Annotated in this window: 13 protein-coding genes; 5 read left to right on the top strand and 8 right to left on the bottom strand. The window is 71.1% G+C overall.

Annotated features, from left to right (window positions below):
- Positions 1-149: 149 nt before the first annotated feature.
- From ACU5E9_RS10625 to lhgO, 3 genes are all read left to right on the top strand, one after another.
- The gene (locus tag ACU5E9_RS10625) at positions 150-605 is read left to right on the top strand and encodes a chorismate mutase (protein WP_456809881.1); all 456 of its coding nucleotides are present in this window, start codon (positions 150-152) and stop codon (positions 603-605) included.
- Positions 602-1,543, top strand: a complete 942-nt coding sequence (locus ACU5E9_RS10620; RefSeq protein ID WP_456809880.1) for an SDR family NAD(P)-dependent oxidoreductase — start codon at positions 602-604, stop codon at positions 1,541-1,543. Before ACU5E9_RS10625 ends, ACU5E9_RS10620 begins: the two co-directional genes overlap by 4 nt.
- A gap of 210 nt (positions 1,544-1,753) precedes the next feature.
- Positions 1,754-2,956, top strand: coding sequence for an L-2-hydroxyglutarate oxidase (gene lhgO / locus ACU5E9_RS10615; RefSeq protein WP_456809879.1), 1,203 nt, complete (start codon positions 1,754-1,756; stop codon positions 2,954-2,956).
- On the opposite strand, the gene ACU5E9_RS10610 is transcribed toward lhgO, so the two are convergent.
- Positions 2,953-3,693, bottom strand: a complete 741-nt coding sequence (locus tag ACU5E9_RS10610; RefSeq protein WP_456809878.1) for an HAD family hydrolase — start codon at positions 3,691-3,693, stop codon at positions 2,953-2,955. The two genes, lhgO and ACU5E9_RS10610, sit on opposite strands and share 4 nt — an antisense overlap.
- Positions 3,694-3,767: 74 nt before the next feature.
- On the opposite strand from ACU5E9_RS10610, the gene ACU5E9_RS10605 reads away from it, so the two are divergent.
- Positions 3,768-4,439 carry an amino acid deaminase gene (locus tag ACU5E9_RS10605; protein WP_456809877.1) on the top strand — a complete coding sequence of 224 codons (672 nt, stop codon included), beginning with the start codon at positions 3,768-3,770 and terminating at the stop codon, positions 4,437-4,439.
- A 97-nt stretch (positions 4,440-4,536) separates the two neighbouring features.
- Here the strand turns inward: ACU5E9_RS10605 and purL are convergent, their stop codons facing one another.
- The 7 genes from purL to kynA form a co-directional block, all read right to left on the bottom strand.
- Positions 4,537-6,843, bottom strand: coding sequence for a phosphoribosylformylglycinamidine synthase subunit PurL (gene purL / locus ACU5E9_RS10600; protein ID WP_456809876.1), 2,307 nt, complete (start codon positions 6,841-6,843; stop codon positions 4,537-4,539).
- 284 nt (positions 6,844-7,127) lie between these two features.
- Positions 7,128-7,598 (bottom strand): DUF3817 domain-containing protein, encoded by a 471-nt coding sequence (locus ACU5E9_RS10595; RefSeq protein WP_456809875.1) that lies wholly within the window; start codon positions 7,596-7,598, stop codon positions 7,128-7,130.
- A 184-nt stretch (positions 7,599-7,782) separates the two neighbouring features.
- The gene (gene purQ / locus ACU5E9_RS10590; RefSeq protein WP_456809874.1) at positions 7,783-8,481 is read right to left on the bottom strand and encodes a phosphoribosylformylglycinamidine synthase subunit PurQ; all 699 of its coding nucleotides are present in this window, start codon (positions 8,479-8,481) and stop codon (positions 7,783-7,785) included.
- Positions 8,481-8,750, bottom strand: a complete 270-nt coding sequence (gene purS / locus ACU5E9_RS10585; protein WP_456809873.1) for a phosphoribosylformylglycinamidine synthase subunit PurS — start codon at positions 8,748-8,750, stop codon at positions 8,481-8,483. The genes purQ and purS overlap by 1 nt, the downstream gene beginning before the upstream one ends.
- A gap of 39 nt (positions 8,751-8,789) precedes the next feature.
- On the bottom strand, positions 8,790-10,127 hold the full coding sequence (locus ACU5E9_RS10580) for a kynureninase (protein ID WP_456809872.1): 1,338 nt from the start codon (positions 10,125-10,127) through the stop codon (positions 8,790-8,792).
- Positions 10,124-11,140, bottom strand: coding sequence for an amidohydrolase family protein (locus ACU5E9_RS10575; protein WP_456809871.1), 1,017 nt, complete (start codon positions 11,138-11,140; stop codon positions 10,124-10,126). Before ACU5E9_RS10575 ends, ACU5E9_RS10580 begins: the two co-directional genes overlap by 4 nt.
- Positions 11,137-11,991: a tryptophan 2,3-dioxygenase gene (gene kynA / locus ACU5E9_RS10570; RefSeq protein ID WP_456809870.1), complete on the bottom strand. Its 855-nt coding sequence runs from the start codon at positions 11,989-11,991 to the stop codon at positions 11,137-11,139. The genes ACU5E9_RS10575 and kynA overlap by 4 nt, the downstream gene beginning before the upstream one ends.
- 195 nt (positions 11,992-12,186) lie before the next feature.
- Between kynA and ACU5E9_RS10565 the strand changes: the two genes are divergently transcribed.
- The gene (locus ACU5E9_RS10565; protein WP_456809869.1) at positions 12,187-12,888 is read left to right on the top strand and encodes a TetR/AcrR family transcriptional regulator; all 702 of its coding nucleotides are present in this window, start codon (positions 12,187-12,189) and stop codon (positions 12,886-12,888) included.
- The last annotated feature ends 64 nt before the right edge of the window (positions 12,889-12,952 follow it).

Below are 12,952 nucleotides of genomic sequence, written 5' to 3'. Positions count from 1 at the left end.
TGCAATTTTCTGCCGAGCGGATGCCGTGCCCCGGAATTCCGGGGTCGGGCATCCGCGGTCGGGACGAATTGCAGGAGTTATGCCGGGGAACTGGCCCGAGGGCGCCGGCGCCGGCGCGGGTATCCGGGCGGGTGCAATATCGTAAAGGCATGGCTGTAAACGAGGAATTGCCCGCGGGTGCGGGGCAGGATGCGATCAACGAATTGCAGAGCATTCGGCAGAGCATCGACAACATCGATGCCGCGCTCATCCACCTGCTCGCCGAGCGGTTCAAGTTCACCCAGGGGGTGGGCCGGCTGAAGGCCGAGCACGGCCTGCCGCCGGCCGATCCGGCCCGCGAGTTCCTGCAGATCCAGCGCCTGCGCGGCCTGGCCGAGGAGGCCCGGCTCGACCCCGCGTTCGCCGAGAAGTTCCTCAACTTCATCATCGCCGAGGTCATCCACCACCACGAGAAGATCGCCGGCGACTCCTCCGGCGCTGCCCGGGCGGCCGGCCCGGCCCCGACGACCGGCACGGCCCCGACGACCGGCACGGCCCCGACGACCGACACGACCGGCGCGGCGGCCACCGACGCCGACCCGGCCCACCCCGACGCCTCCGCGTGAGCTGGAACCCGCGGGCCCTGCCCGACCAGTCCGGCCGCACCTTCCTCGTCACCGGCGCCAACGCGGGCCTGGGCTACCACACCAGCGAACAGCTGGCCCGAGCCGGCGGCCACGTGGTCCTGGCCTGCCGCAACCCGGCCAAGGCGGCCGCGGCAGTCGCGGCCATCCGCCGGCGCGTTCCCGGCGCCTCGGTGTCGACCCTCGACCTCGACGTGGCCGACCTCACGTCGGTGCGCACCGCCGCGGAACGTATGCTCGAACTCCCGCGGCTGGACGGCCTGATCCTCAACGCCGGCATCGTGCATCCGCCCGTGGACCGCGCGGTGAGCCTGGACGGCACCGAACTCGTGCTGGCCACGAACTTCACCGGTCACTTCCTGCTCACCAGCCTCGTGCTGCCGGTGCTGCAGCGCACCCCGGGCAGCCGGGTGGTGTCACTCGGCTCGATCATCTCCCGGCTGCTCGACTCCGCCCTCGACGACCTGCAGCTCGAGGTCAGCTACAACAACTGGAAGGCCTACGCGCAGTCCAAGATCGCGATGCAGGTGTTCGGCTTCGAACTCGACCGCCGGCTCCGCGAGGCGGGCCTGGGCGGCCCGGCCGGCGTGCAGAGCCTGGTGGCGCACCCCGGCTACTCGATCTCCGGGCTCACCCCCGGCATCCGCGGGGTCAACGAGGTCAGCCGGGCCAAGCGGTTCGTCGACACCCTGCAGGGCTTCGTCGGGGCGCAGGGCAAGGATGCCGGCGCCTGGAGCATCGTGCGTGCCGCAATCGACCCGGCCGCGGCCGGCGGCCAGTACTACGGCCCGCGCTTCCTCACCCGCGGAGCGCCCGCCCGGGAGCGTCCCACTCGCACCTCGCGTGACCGCGGCGTCGCCGCCCGCCTCTTCACCCGCACCGAGGCCCTCGTCGACGCCCCCTTCCCCCTCCCGGCCTGACCCGCAGCCCCGAACCCGGGCCGGGAGCATAACTCCTGCAGAATTCCGTCGTCGAGGCGCGCGGCCCCGTGATTGCGGCAGCCGATGCCCGCGGCCGGGGAAATAGCAGGAGTTGTGCCCATTGCCCGGGCAATGGTGCGGGGGCAGGATGCCAACGTGCGGGGTTCGCCGAACCGGTGTTCCGCCACGGGCGGATCAGAACGGACGGTTATGGGCCAGCGCATCGCGATCATCGGCGGCGGCATCGTGGGGATCGCCATTGCGCGTGCCCTGGCGCTGCGGGACCTGGGCGAGGTGACGGTGTTCGAGAAGGAGGACCGCCTCGCCGCGCACCAGACCGGGCGCAACTCCGGGGTGGTGCACGCCGGACTCTACTACCAACCCGGCACGCTCAAGGCGCAATTGTGTGCCGCGGGGCGGCTCAGCCTCCGCGACTACTGCGCCGAGAAGAACCTGCCCTACCGGGAGGTGGGCAAACTCGTCGTCGCGGTCGACGCCTCCGAGCTGCCTGCCCTGGCCGAGATCGAACGACGTGCCCTCGCCAACGGGGTGCCCGACCTGGCCCGCATCGACGGCCACGCCGGCATCCGCGCGATCGAACCGCACGTGGCGGGCATCGCCGCGGTGCACTCGCCGCACACCGCGGCCGTGGACTACACCGCGATCACCGAGGCGATGGCCGAGGATGTCCGCGGCAACGGCGGCGGCATCCGCACCGGCCAGGAGGTCGTGGCGCTGCAGATCGACCGGGGCACCGTGCGGGTGCGCACCTCCGCCGGCGAGCAGGTCTTCGACCGCGTGATCGCCTGCGCCGGGCTGCAATCCGACGTGGTGGCGCGCCTCGTCGGCGCCGACCCGTCGCCGAAGATCCTCCCCTTCCGGGGCGAGTACTGGGCGTTGGATCCCGCCCGCACCGACCTCGTGCGCGGCATGATTTACCCGGTGCCCGACCCGCGCTTCCCGTTCCTCGGCGTGCACTTCACCCGCGGCGTCTACGATGACGTGCACGTGGGCCCGAACGCGGTACCGGCGCTGGCCCGGGAGGGCTACACCTGGCTGACCCTGTCGCCCCGGGACACCTGGGACTCGCTGCGTTGGCCGGGTGCGGCCGCGTTGGCCAGGCACCACTGGCGGATGGGCATCGAGGAGGTCAGCGGGTCGCTGGTGAAGCCGCTCTACTTCCGCAAGGCCCGCCGGTTCATCCCGGAACTGCGGATGACGGACCTCACCAGCAAGTCCGCCGCCGGGGTGCGCGCCCAGGCCTGGGGCCGGGACGGCACCCTCCTGGACGACTTCGCGGTCGACCAGGTCGGGCCGGTCACGCTCCTGCGCAACGCCCCGTCCCCGGCGGCGACATCCTCGATGGCCATCGCCGAGCACGTGATCGAGCAGTACGTTCTCGCCCGAGCCTAGGACCCGAGCCAGCCGTGCAGCGCAGGGTAGAGCTCGTGCAGCTGCTCGGCCCGGTGGGTCGGGGCGGCGTCCACCGGCAGGTGCCCGCCGACCAGGGCCGTGCTCGCACCGCGGCGGTGGGCGGGTTCGAGGTCGTTCGCCCAGATGTCGCCGATGCTGAGCAGTCCGCCGGCGGGATCCGCGGAGCCGGGCAGCCGGTCGATGAGGTCGTCGAGCACCGCGCCGAACCCGGCCGGCTTGCCGACAGAGGTGTGCACGGCGTCGAAGGCGTCGGTGAGGCCCAGGGCGGCCAGTGCCTCCTCGATGCGGATGTCGGGGGCATTCGTCGCGAGCACCCGGTAGGCGGTGGTGCCGGCCTCGGCCAGGAACCCGGCCAGTCCGGCCGGTGCGATCACCGGTGCGGCGGACGTGGCGAGGTCGAGCCGGCTGGTCAGGTAGGCGCTGCTGCGCGCTCCCGCGGGCACGTCGTAGGATTCCGCGAGCATCCGCACCAGGTCGTAGCCGTCGATCGGGGCGGCGTCAGCAGTGGCGCCGGGCGCGTCCAGGCGGGTTTCGAAGCTGCCCAGGAAGGCGCTCGCCTGCCCTGCGGGCAGCGTGGCGGCGACGGCGCGCGCATAGGAGCGGACCGGTCCGTGCCCGAGGGCGACGGTCCCGTCGAAGTCGAACACCAGCACCCGTTCGCGAGAGAGCACGTTCACCATTCCTTGTTCCAGCGCCCCGGTGGCCGCGTGCTTCATCCTATGAAGGCGATATGTACAGCGTGTAACACGGCAACCCGGGCCGGTTTGGCAGGGGTGCCTACGATGGGCACATGATGTTCAACCAGATCGCCCGCGATGCCGCCGCCGGCCGTTTCGACGACTGGGGTCTGTCTACGGTGATCGACGAGAACACCCGGTCGCCGGTCATCACGCCGGCCCAGTTCGCCCAGCTGCACGCCGCGGCCGGCCTGAGCATGGCGGCCTGGCCGATCGGCAACGCCGGGCTGCTGCACGTCTACGGCTATTTGCTGTCGACGGTGGTCACGCCGTACGGGCTCAAGGGCGACCGGTGGCGGCACGGCGAGCTGGCGCAGATCCTCGGCCTCACACCGGACGCGTTCCTGCTTGACGCCGCTGAGGCCGCCGGCGACACGGTGCTGCAGCGGGTGACGGCTGCGACGCTGCCGCACCTGGCGCATCTGTCGGCCAGGCGCGGAGACGTGTTGGTCATCGACGACGAGGTTCCGGGCACCGACGGTTCCGCGGTGGGCGCCGCCGCGACCTGTTTTCGCACCATCGTGGTGAGCGCCCCCGGCCACTCCAGCGCGGCCCTGATTTACGGTGTCCGTGAGGGCGGGCGGATGCGCCTGGTCACGGCGTTCCCGCTGGCCAACCCGTCTCCGGCGTTCCTCGACGGCCTCGCCGCCGAGCCGCCGCGGATGCGCTACAACGCCGCCCTGGCCGCGCTCCCGCCGCGTTCCGCGCTCCGCCGCCGCCACTGACGTTCCGCCGCCGCCAGCGCCCCGTCTGGCGCGCCGAACACACGAATGCCCCTTCCCGCGCGGGAAAGGGGCATTTCGAGGTAACTGGCCAGGGTGGTTACGCGAACGCGTTCGGCAGCGTGCTGCGGTGACGCGACTGCAGCTCCGTGAGCGGCACGGTGAAGTAGTCCTGGATCTCCAGGACCGGAGCGGTCGCATCCGTCACGCCGATGCGCAGCACCGGGTAGTCGCGGCCTTCGCAGAGGCCGAGGAACTTGACGTCGTCCTCACGGGGCACCGACACCAGGACCCGGCCGGTCGACTCCGAGAACAGGGCGACGGATGCGTCGATGCCGTCACGCTCGAGAATGTCGCCGAGCCAGACCCGGGCGCCCACACCGAACCGGAGCACGGCCTCGGCGAGGGCCTGCGCCAGGCCACCCGTCGAGAGGTCGTGCGCGCTGTCGATGAGCGCCTCGATCGACGCGGCGTGCAGCAGGCCGGCGAGGTCGGCCTCACGGCCGAGGTCCACCACGGGCGGCACGCCGCCGAGGTGGTCGTGCACCACGGCGCTCCACGCGGAGCCGTCGAGCTCCTCGCGGGTGATGCCGAGCAGGTAGATGTTGTGTCCGTCGTCCTGCCAGCCGCTGGGCACCCGGCGGGCGACGTCGTCGATCACGCCGAGCACGGCCACGACCGGGGTCGGGTGGATCGGCTGGTCGCCGGTCTGGTTGTAGAAGGACACGTTGCCGCCGGTGACCGGGATCTCCAGCTCGAGACAGCCATCCGCCAGGCCCTCAACGGCCTGGGAGAACTGCCACATGACCTCGGGGTTCTCCGGCGAGCCGAAGTTGAGGCAGTCGCTGATGCCCACCGGCACGGCGCCGGTGACGGCCACGTTGCGGTACGCCTCGGCGAGGGCCAGCTGCGCGCCGCGATACGGGTCGAGCTGGCAGTAACGACCGTTCGCGTCGGTGGCGATGACGAAGCCGAGGCCGGACTCCTCATCGATGCGGACCATGCCGGCGTCGTCCGGGAAAGACAGGGCGGTGTTGCCCATCACGTAACGGTCGTACTGGTCGGTGATCCAGCTCGGGTCGGCCAGGTTCGGCGAGCCGAGCAGGGCGAGGAACTGCTCCTGCAGGGTCGCGGCATCCGTCAAGCGGGGCAGGGCGGAGGCGGTGTCGGCCTGCAGGGCGTCGATCCAGGTGGGGTAGGCCACCGGGCGGTCGTAGACCGGGCCGTCGACGGCGACGGTGCGCGGGTCGACGTTGACGATCTCTTCACCGTGGAAGTCGATGATCAGGCGGCCCGAGTCGGTGACCTCGCCGAGCACGCTGGTCTCCACGTCCCACTTCTCCACCACGGCGAGGAAGCCGGCGAGCTTCTCCGGCGTGACGACGGCCATCATGCGTTCCTGGCTCTCGCTCATCAGGATCTCTTCGGCGGTCAACGACGGGTCGCGCAGCAGCACCTTCTCCAGCTGGATGTACATGCCGCCGTCGCCGTTGGAGGCCAGCTCGCTGGTGGCGCAGGAGATGCCCGCGGCGCCCAGGTCCTGGATGCCCTCGACGAGCTTCTCGCGGTACAGCTCGAGGCAGCACTCGATGAGCACCTTCTCGGCGAAGGGGTCGCCCACCTGCACGGCGGGGCGCTTGGTCGGGCCGCCCTCGCTGAAGGTGTCCGAGGCCAGAATGGATGCGCCGCCGATGCCGTCGCCGCCGGTGCGTGCTCCGAAGAGCACCACCTTGTTGCCGGCGCCGGAGGCGTTGGCCAGGTGCAGGTCCTCGTGCCGCAGCACGCCAACGGAGAGCGCGTTGACCAGCGGGTTGCCCTGGTAGACGGAGTCGAACCAGGTCTCGCCGCCGATGTTGGGCAGGCCGAGGCAGTTGCCGTAGAAGCTGATGCCGGAGACCACGCCGTGCACGACCCGGGCGGTGTCGGGGTCGTTGATGTCGCCGAAGCGGAGGGCGTCCATCACGGCGACCGGGCGGGCGCCCATCGAGATGATGTCGCGCACGATGCCGCCGACGCCGGTCGCGGCACCCTGGAACGGCTCGATGTAGGAGGGGTGGTTGTGCGACTCGATCTTGAAGGTGACGGCCCAGCCCTCGCCCACGTCGAGCACGCCGGCGTTCTCGCCCATGCCCACCATCAGGTTCTTCTTCATGGCGGGGGAGACCTTGTCGCCAAACTGGCGCAGGTACTTCTTCGAGCTCTTGTAGGAGCAGTGCTCGCTCCACATCACGGAGTACATCGCGAGCTCACCCGAGGTGGGGCGGCGGCCCAGGATCTCGCGGATCGACGCGTACTCGCCATCCGTCAACCCAAGGGCGCCGTACGGCTGCTCCTTCTCGGGCGTCGCGAGGGCATTGGTCACGGTGTCAGCGACGCCGCGGGAGGAAGTGTTGGAAACAGCGGTCACGAGTGGCGTTCTCCCAGAGATAGCGGATGCTTGACCGGGCAAGTCTACCCGGCGCCCCCGCCCTCCGGCGGCGATCCCGCCGCCTCCACAAAGCCCCCGCCCACCATGACTGGCCCATTTTTGCTAGTCGCGGGGCCTGTTGCACTAGCAAAAGTGGGCCAGTCTCGGGCTGCTCTCCGGGTCAACCTTCATGACTGGCCCACTTTCGCTAGTCGACTGGCCTGTTGCACTAGCAAAAGTGGGCCAGTCAGGGGAGTTCGAGTCAGGGAGCCGGGGGCGGTGGGTCAGGCGCCGCCGCCGGGCGTGCCCATCACCAGCAGGGTTGTGAAGACGGCGGCCAGGCCCACCACGAGAACGGATGCCAGCAACGCCGGGCGAGCGAGGCCGAAGCGCAGCAGCCGGCTCACCAGGGTGTGGTCGCGGGGGTCGTCCGTGGCCTCACGGCGCCAGCCGCCGTCGAGCAGGTCGCGGCGCTCGAGCCAGCGGTCGAACGGGATCGTGGCGTAGGGCACCACGGCGGTGGCGACGGCGACGAGCATCAGCCGGGGCCGCCAGTGCTGGTTCACGCCCACGAGCACGGCGGCGATGCCATAGGCCAGGAACACCAGGCCGTGCACGAAACCGGCCACCCGCACGGCGCCGTCGCCGAACTCGCCGGGGGCGAACACGTACTTGAGCAGCATCCCCACGATCAGGAGGGTCCAGGTGACGGACTCGGCGATGGCAAGGGTGCGATAGAGCAGGCGGGGAGACACGGGGACAACTCCTGGACGTGGTCGGCGGGCAGGTCAGACTCCAGCCTGTCAGGTCCGGCCGGTCGGAGCATCCGTCGAAGGTTGGAACCCGCGGGCACAATCGCCGAGCTGCCCCTTAACGGACGAATTGCCCCGGCGCACCGGGGCAATTCGTCCGTACCAGGGCAACTCGGCGCAGGGAAAGCTACGCGTTGACCAGCGAGCGCTCGATCACCGAGGTGAAGAACGCCAGGCCGTCCACGCCGCTGCGCATCGCCAGGGCGGTGTCGGGGCCGAAGCCGGGCTCCACGGCGTGTTCGGGGTGCGGCATCAGGCCCACGACGTTGCCGCGGGCGTTGGTGACGCCGGCGATGTCGTTCAGCGACCCGTTGGGGTTCACGTCGAGGTAGCGGGCGATGACGCGGCCCTCGCCCTCGAGGCGGGCCAGGGTCTCGGTCGACGCGATGAAGCCGCCCTCACCGTTCTTCAGCGGGATGGTGATCTCCTGCTTGTCGGTGAAGCCGCCGGTCCAGTCCGTAGAGCTGTTCTCGATGCGCAGGCGCTGGTCGCGGCAGACGAACGCGCCGGCCTCGTTGCGGATGAGCCCGCCCTCGAGCAGGTGCGCCTCGGTGAGCATCTGGAACCCGTTGCAGATGCCGAGCACGGGCATCCCCTTGTTGGCGGCGTCGATGACCTCGGCCATGATCGGCGAGAGGCTGGCGATCGCGCCGGCGCGCAGGTAATCGCCGTAACTGAAGCCGCCGGGCAGAACGAGGGCGTCCACGCCGTGCAGGTCGTGCTCGCCGTGCCACAGGGCGACCGGCTCGGCGCCGGCCAGGCGGATGGCGCGCTGGGCGTCGCGGTCGTCGAGCGAGCCCGGGAAGGTGACGACGCCGATGCGCATCAGTGCGTTTCCCCGGCGGCGGCCTCGAGCACGAAGATGCCGGTGACATCCTCGATCACGGTGTTGCAGAGCACGGTGTCGGCGAGTTCCTGCACCTCGGCGAGCAGCGCGGCATCCGCGGCCCCGTCAAAGGTGAGTTCGAACCGCTTGCCGACGCGCACGCCGGTGAAGTCGGTCTTGCCCAGGCGGCGGAGGGCGCCGGCGACGGCCTTGCCCTGGGGATCGAGCAGTTCTGCCTTGGGCATAACTTCTACGACGATGGTTGGCATGGCTCACTCCGTAAGACGTCGGGGGCGGATGCGTCGATTCTACAGGCCCGCGACGGGCCCGAGCCCGGCCTGGCCGAGCAGGATGCCGCGGAGCACGTCGCGGATCGCCGCGACGCCGTCGTAGGTCTCCACGAAGCTGGTGCTCAACGGCGACAGTCCGATCCGCAGGCCCTCCGGCGCCCGGAAGTCGGGGATCACGTCGTGCTCCCACAGGATCCGGGTGACCTGCCGCATCGCGGGGTGGTTCACGGTGAGGTGGCCGCCGCGGTGGGTGTGCTCGCGCGGCGACGCGACCGTGACGCCGAGCGGCACCAGCCAGGCATCCACCAGTTCGAGGGCGTATTCGGTGAGCGCGACCGACTTGGCGCGGATCTGGTCGATGCCCACCTCGTCGATCATCTGGATGGTGTCCTGCATCGCGAGCATGCCCACGATCGCGGGCGTTCCGCTTAGGAACCGGCGGATGCCCGCGGCGGGCACGTACGCCGGCCCCATCGCGAACACATCCGCGGCGCCCATCCAGCCCTGGATCGGCTGTGTCAGGTCGGGCTGCAGTTCGGTGCGCACGTACCCGAACGCCGGGGCGCCCGGCCCGCCGTTGAGGTACTTGTAGCTGCAGCCCACGGCCAGGTCGACGTCGTCGAGGTCGAGGTTCACCGGCACCGAGCCGACCGAGTGGCAGAGGTCCCAGAGCACCAGGGCGCCGGCCTCGTGCACGGCGGCGGTGATCGCGGGCACATCGGCGAGGTAGCCGGAGCGGTAGGCGACGTGGCTGAGCACCACGAGCGCGGTCTGCGGGCCCACGGCGGCGCGCACCTGGTCAACGGTGACCCCGGCGGTGGTGCCGGAGTCGATCCAGCGCAGGGTGAGGCCGCGCTCGGCGGCGATGCCGGCGAGCACGTACCGGTCGGTGGGGAAATTGTCGGTGTCGAGCACGATCTCGCTCCGGGCCGGCAGTGAGTCCACCGCGGCGCGGGCGAGCTTGTAGAGCGTGACGGTGGTGGAGTCGCCGATGAACACCTGGCCGGGACCGGCGCCGAGGGCGGCCTTGCCCAGCGCGTCGCCGATGGTCAGCGGCAGCTGCATCCACTCGTCGTCCCAGCCGCGGATCAGCCGGTTGCCCCAGGCGGTGCCGAGGAACTCGGTGATGCGTTGCACGCTGGCGATGGTGGGGCGGCCGAGGGAGTTGCCGTCCAGGTACACGACCGACTGCGCCGGTTCACCGGCGGTGGCGCCGGCGGCGAGCGTGGCGTCGTCGAGGCCGACGAACCGGCGGCGGTAGTGCGCCAGGCCGTCGATCCGGTCCATCCGGCGGGCGAAAGCGAGGTGGGCGTCCAGGCCGGTGCCCTCTGGTGCCGCGGTATCGTGCTGGGTCATGATCGGAGGTCCTCGAGTTCGGTCCGGGTGAGCGAGCGGGCGGTCAGTGAGCGGGCGCCGAGCAGCCAGTCCGTGAAACCGGCCAGGTCGCGCGGGTCAATGGGGCGGTCGCCGGCTATAACGGTAACCCGGTCGGGCCCGGCCGGGCGGGTGTCCACGCGGGCGGATGTGCCGGGCCGGGTTGACCGGGCCGGGTCGGCGGGCGCGCCGGGCCCGGCGGGGAAGCCCGGAAAGTCGGCGGTGAGCGCGGCGAGCACGTCGTCGGGGGAGAGGCCGCAGGCCAGCAACGCCGCGATCTCACGCCGGTTGAGGCCGACCGGCAGCGGTCCGTTGCCAAGGTCGGTGCCGTAGAGCGCCCGGCCGCCGGCGCGATGGAAACGGGCCAGGTTGTCGCTCGCGAGAGGGAACGCGGCGGTCGGCGTGCCCCAGCCGTGGATGTCCAGGGTGCTGATCCAGGTCATCCGGCCGGCCATGGCGATGATCAGGTGATCCGGCAGGCGCTCGGTGAACGGGGTGTGGGCGAGCAGGTCGACCCCGGCGGTGAACGCGGCCGCGGCCTGGCCGGGCCCCTCGGTGTGGGCGGCGACGGGCAGCATCCGCTCGTGTGCGGCGGCCACGATGGCCGCGAGGGTGTCGGCGGAGAGTACCGGGCCGGCCGCGGAATTGAGGGTGACCTTGATCACCGACGCGCCGGCCGCGACCTGCCGCGCCACGGCCCCGGCCGCCTCCGCCGGCGACGGCACCGGGCAGCTGCTGCCCGCGGGCGCCCAGGCCTGCCGGCTGGGGTACCCGCCCGGTGCGCCGAGGAACTGGCCGGCGAAGCGCGCCTCGGGCAGCGCCGCCTCCGTCGCCGTCGGTACGGTCGCAGGGCCGGCCGCATCCGCTGCCGCCGCACCGGGCGTCCAGCCGCCGAGGTCGAGCACCCGGCCGATACCGCCGGCGGCGAGCCGGGCCGGGTCGATCAGCGCGAGGTGGACGTGCGCGTCCAGGAAACCGGGGTACACCGGCGTCATCGGCCCACCTCGGTGCGCACCGCGAACAGTTCGGGGAAGAAGGTGAGCTCGAGCGCCTTCTGCAGGAACCCGGCGCCGCTGGATCCGCCGGTTCCCGGCTTCATGCCGATGATGCGTTGCACGGTCTTCAGGTGCCGGAAGCGCCAGAGTTGGAAGTTGTCCTCGAGGTCGACGAGCTCCTCGCACGCCTCATACACGGTCCAGTTCTCGGTCTCGTTCTCATATATGCCACGGAAGGTATGCACCAGTTCGGGGTGCAGCACCCAGGCCTCGGTCACGTCACGGTCGAGCACCGCCTTGGGGATGTCGTGGCCCTGCCGGTGCAGGTAGCGCAGGAACTCGTCGTAGATGCTCGGCGCCTGGTACACCTCGGTCAGGAGCGCGAGGGCCTCGGCGTCGTTCGCGAAGACCTCGAGCATGCGCGGATGCTTGTTGCCGAGCACGAACTCCACCGCCCGGTACTGGTACGACTGGAACCCCGAGGAGCTGCCGAGGAAGTCCCGGAACTGGGCGTATTCGGTGGGGGTCAGGGTGGCGAGCACCGACCACTGCTCGGTGAGGGTGCGCTGGATGTGCTTGACCCTGGCGATGCCCTTGAGCGCCGGCGGCAGGCGGTCGTGCCGCAGGTGCTCGGCGGCCGCGCGCAGCTCGTGCAGCACGAGCTTGAGCCAGAGCTCGGTGGTCTGGTGCTGGATGATGAACAAGAGCTCGTCGTGGTGCTCCGGCGTGCTCACCGGTTTCTGCGCCGAGAGCAGCGTGTCCAGGTCGAGGTAGCCGCCGTAACTCATCCGTTCGCGAAAATCGGTGACGATCTCGGGCTCCAGGGCACGGGTGTTGTTCTCGACTGGCATGGGTTCCTCTCCTCAGGGGCGAGCGCCCCGCGCCTCGACCGGTTCCTGAATTGTGCGGGCTGGCCGGCCGGGGCGCAACACCGGTCGCCGTTCGGCGGGCGACACGCCAGGGGCCGGAGGGCCGCCCGCCCGGCCTGACCGGGCGAGGAGGGTTCCCTCCGCGTGCTCGGAGGTATGGGATCTAGAATCAACCCCATGACTACCTCTGCACGGCCTCCGCAGGACGCGTCCCAACCGCGCCGCCGTGATGCTCGGCAGAACCGTGAACGTCTCATCGACGAGGCCCGCAGCCTGATCGCCGAGCACGGCGTGGATGCGTCGCTCGAGGAGATCGCGCGCCGCGCCGACGTGGGCGTCGCCACCCTGTACCGCAACTTCCCCACCCGCGACGACCTCGTTCGGGCGCTCTACGACATCGCGCTGGCCGAGCTGTTCGCCGTGCGCGGCGAGATCGAGGCGGCGCCCAGCGCGTGGGCCGGCGTCGTGCTGTACACGGAGCGACTGGCCGAATGGCTCGTCGCCGACCCGTCGTTGCCGCCCATCCTCAAGCGGATGGCCACCATCGATCCCACGGCCCGTCCCTCCGTCGAGCTGGAGAGCTTCATCGCGTCGCTGGTCGCCCAGGCCAAGCGCGACGGCGACCTGCGCCCCGACGTCGACGCGTTGGACCTGGCCGTTCTCGTCACCATGGTCGGATCGCTCGGCACCCTCGGCGGCGGCTACACCGGCCAGTGGCGCCGACAGCTCTCGCTCGTGCTCGACGGCCTGCGGATGCCGGAGAAGCCCCGGCCCAAACTGCCCGGCCGTCCCCTGAACGTCAAGGAATTCCAGGCCACCGTGCACGGCCTCACCCGCCGTGCCAAGCGCGCCGCCCGCGGCTCCCGCGCCGCCGGCTGACCGCCAGCTCGCGAGTTGCCCTCGTGCGGACGAGTTGCCCTGCTCTAGCGGGGCAACTCGTCCG

The organism is Cryobacterium sp. AP23 (assembly GCF_054075385.1).
Note: the sequence above shows the minus strand (reverse complement) of the source record. Positions and strands in the feature narration are given on the sequence as shown.

Bases quoted from the DNA above. Each gene is read 5' to 3' on its own strand.
- purQ (WP_456809874.1), bottom strand. From the start codon at position 8,481: ATGCGCATCGGCGTCGTCACCTTCCCGGGCTCGCTCGACGACCGCGAC.
- kynA (WP_456809870.1), bottom strand. From the start codon at position 11,991: ATGCCAGTCGAGAACAACACCCGTGCCCTGGAGCCCGAGATCGTCACC.
- lhgO (WP_456809879.1), top strand. From the start codon at position 1,754: ATGGGCCAGCGCATCGCGATCATCGGCGGCGGCATCGTGGGGATCGCC.
- purS (WP_456809873.1), bottom strand. From the start codon at position 8,750: ATGCCAACCATCGTCGTAGAAGTTATGCCCAAGGCAGAACTGCTCGAT.
- ACU5E9_RS10610 (WP_456809878.1), bottom strand. From the start codon at position 3,693: ATGAAGCACGCGGCCACCGGGGCGCTGGAACAAGGAATGGTGAACGTG.
- ACU5E9_RS10605 (WP_456809877.1), top strand. From the start codon at position 3,768: ATGATGTTCAACCAGATCGCCCGCGATGCCGCCGCCGGCCGTTTCGAC.
- ACU5E9_RS10625 (WP_456809881.1), top strand. From the start codon at position 150: ATGGCTGTAAACGAGGAATTGCCCGCGGGTGCGGGGCAGGATGCGATC.
- ACU5E9_RS10575 (WP_456809871.1), bottom strand. From the start codon at position 11,140: ATGACGCCGGTGTACCCCGGTTTCCTGGACGCGCACGTCCACCTCGCG.
- ACU5E9_RS10565 (WP_456809869.1), top strand. From the start codon at position 12,187: ATGACTACCTCTGCACGGCCTCCGCAGGACGCGTCCCAACCGCGCCGC.
- ACU5E9_RS10580 (WP_456809872.1), bottom strand. From the start codon at position 10,127: ATGACCCAGCACGATACCGCGGCACCAGAGGGCACCGGCCTGGACGCC.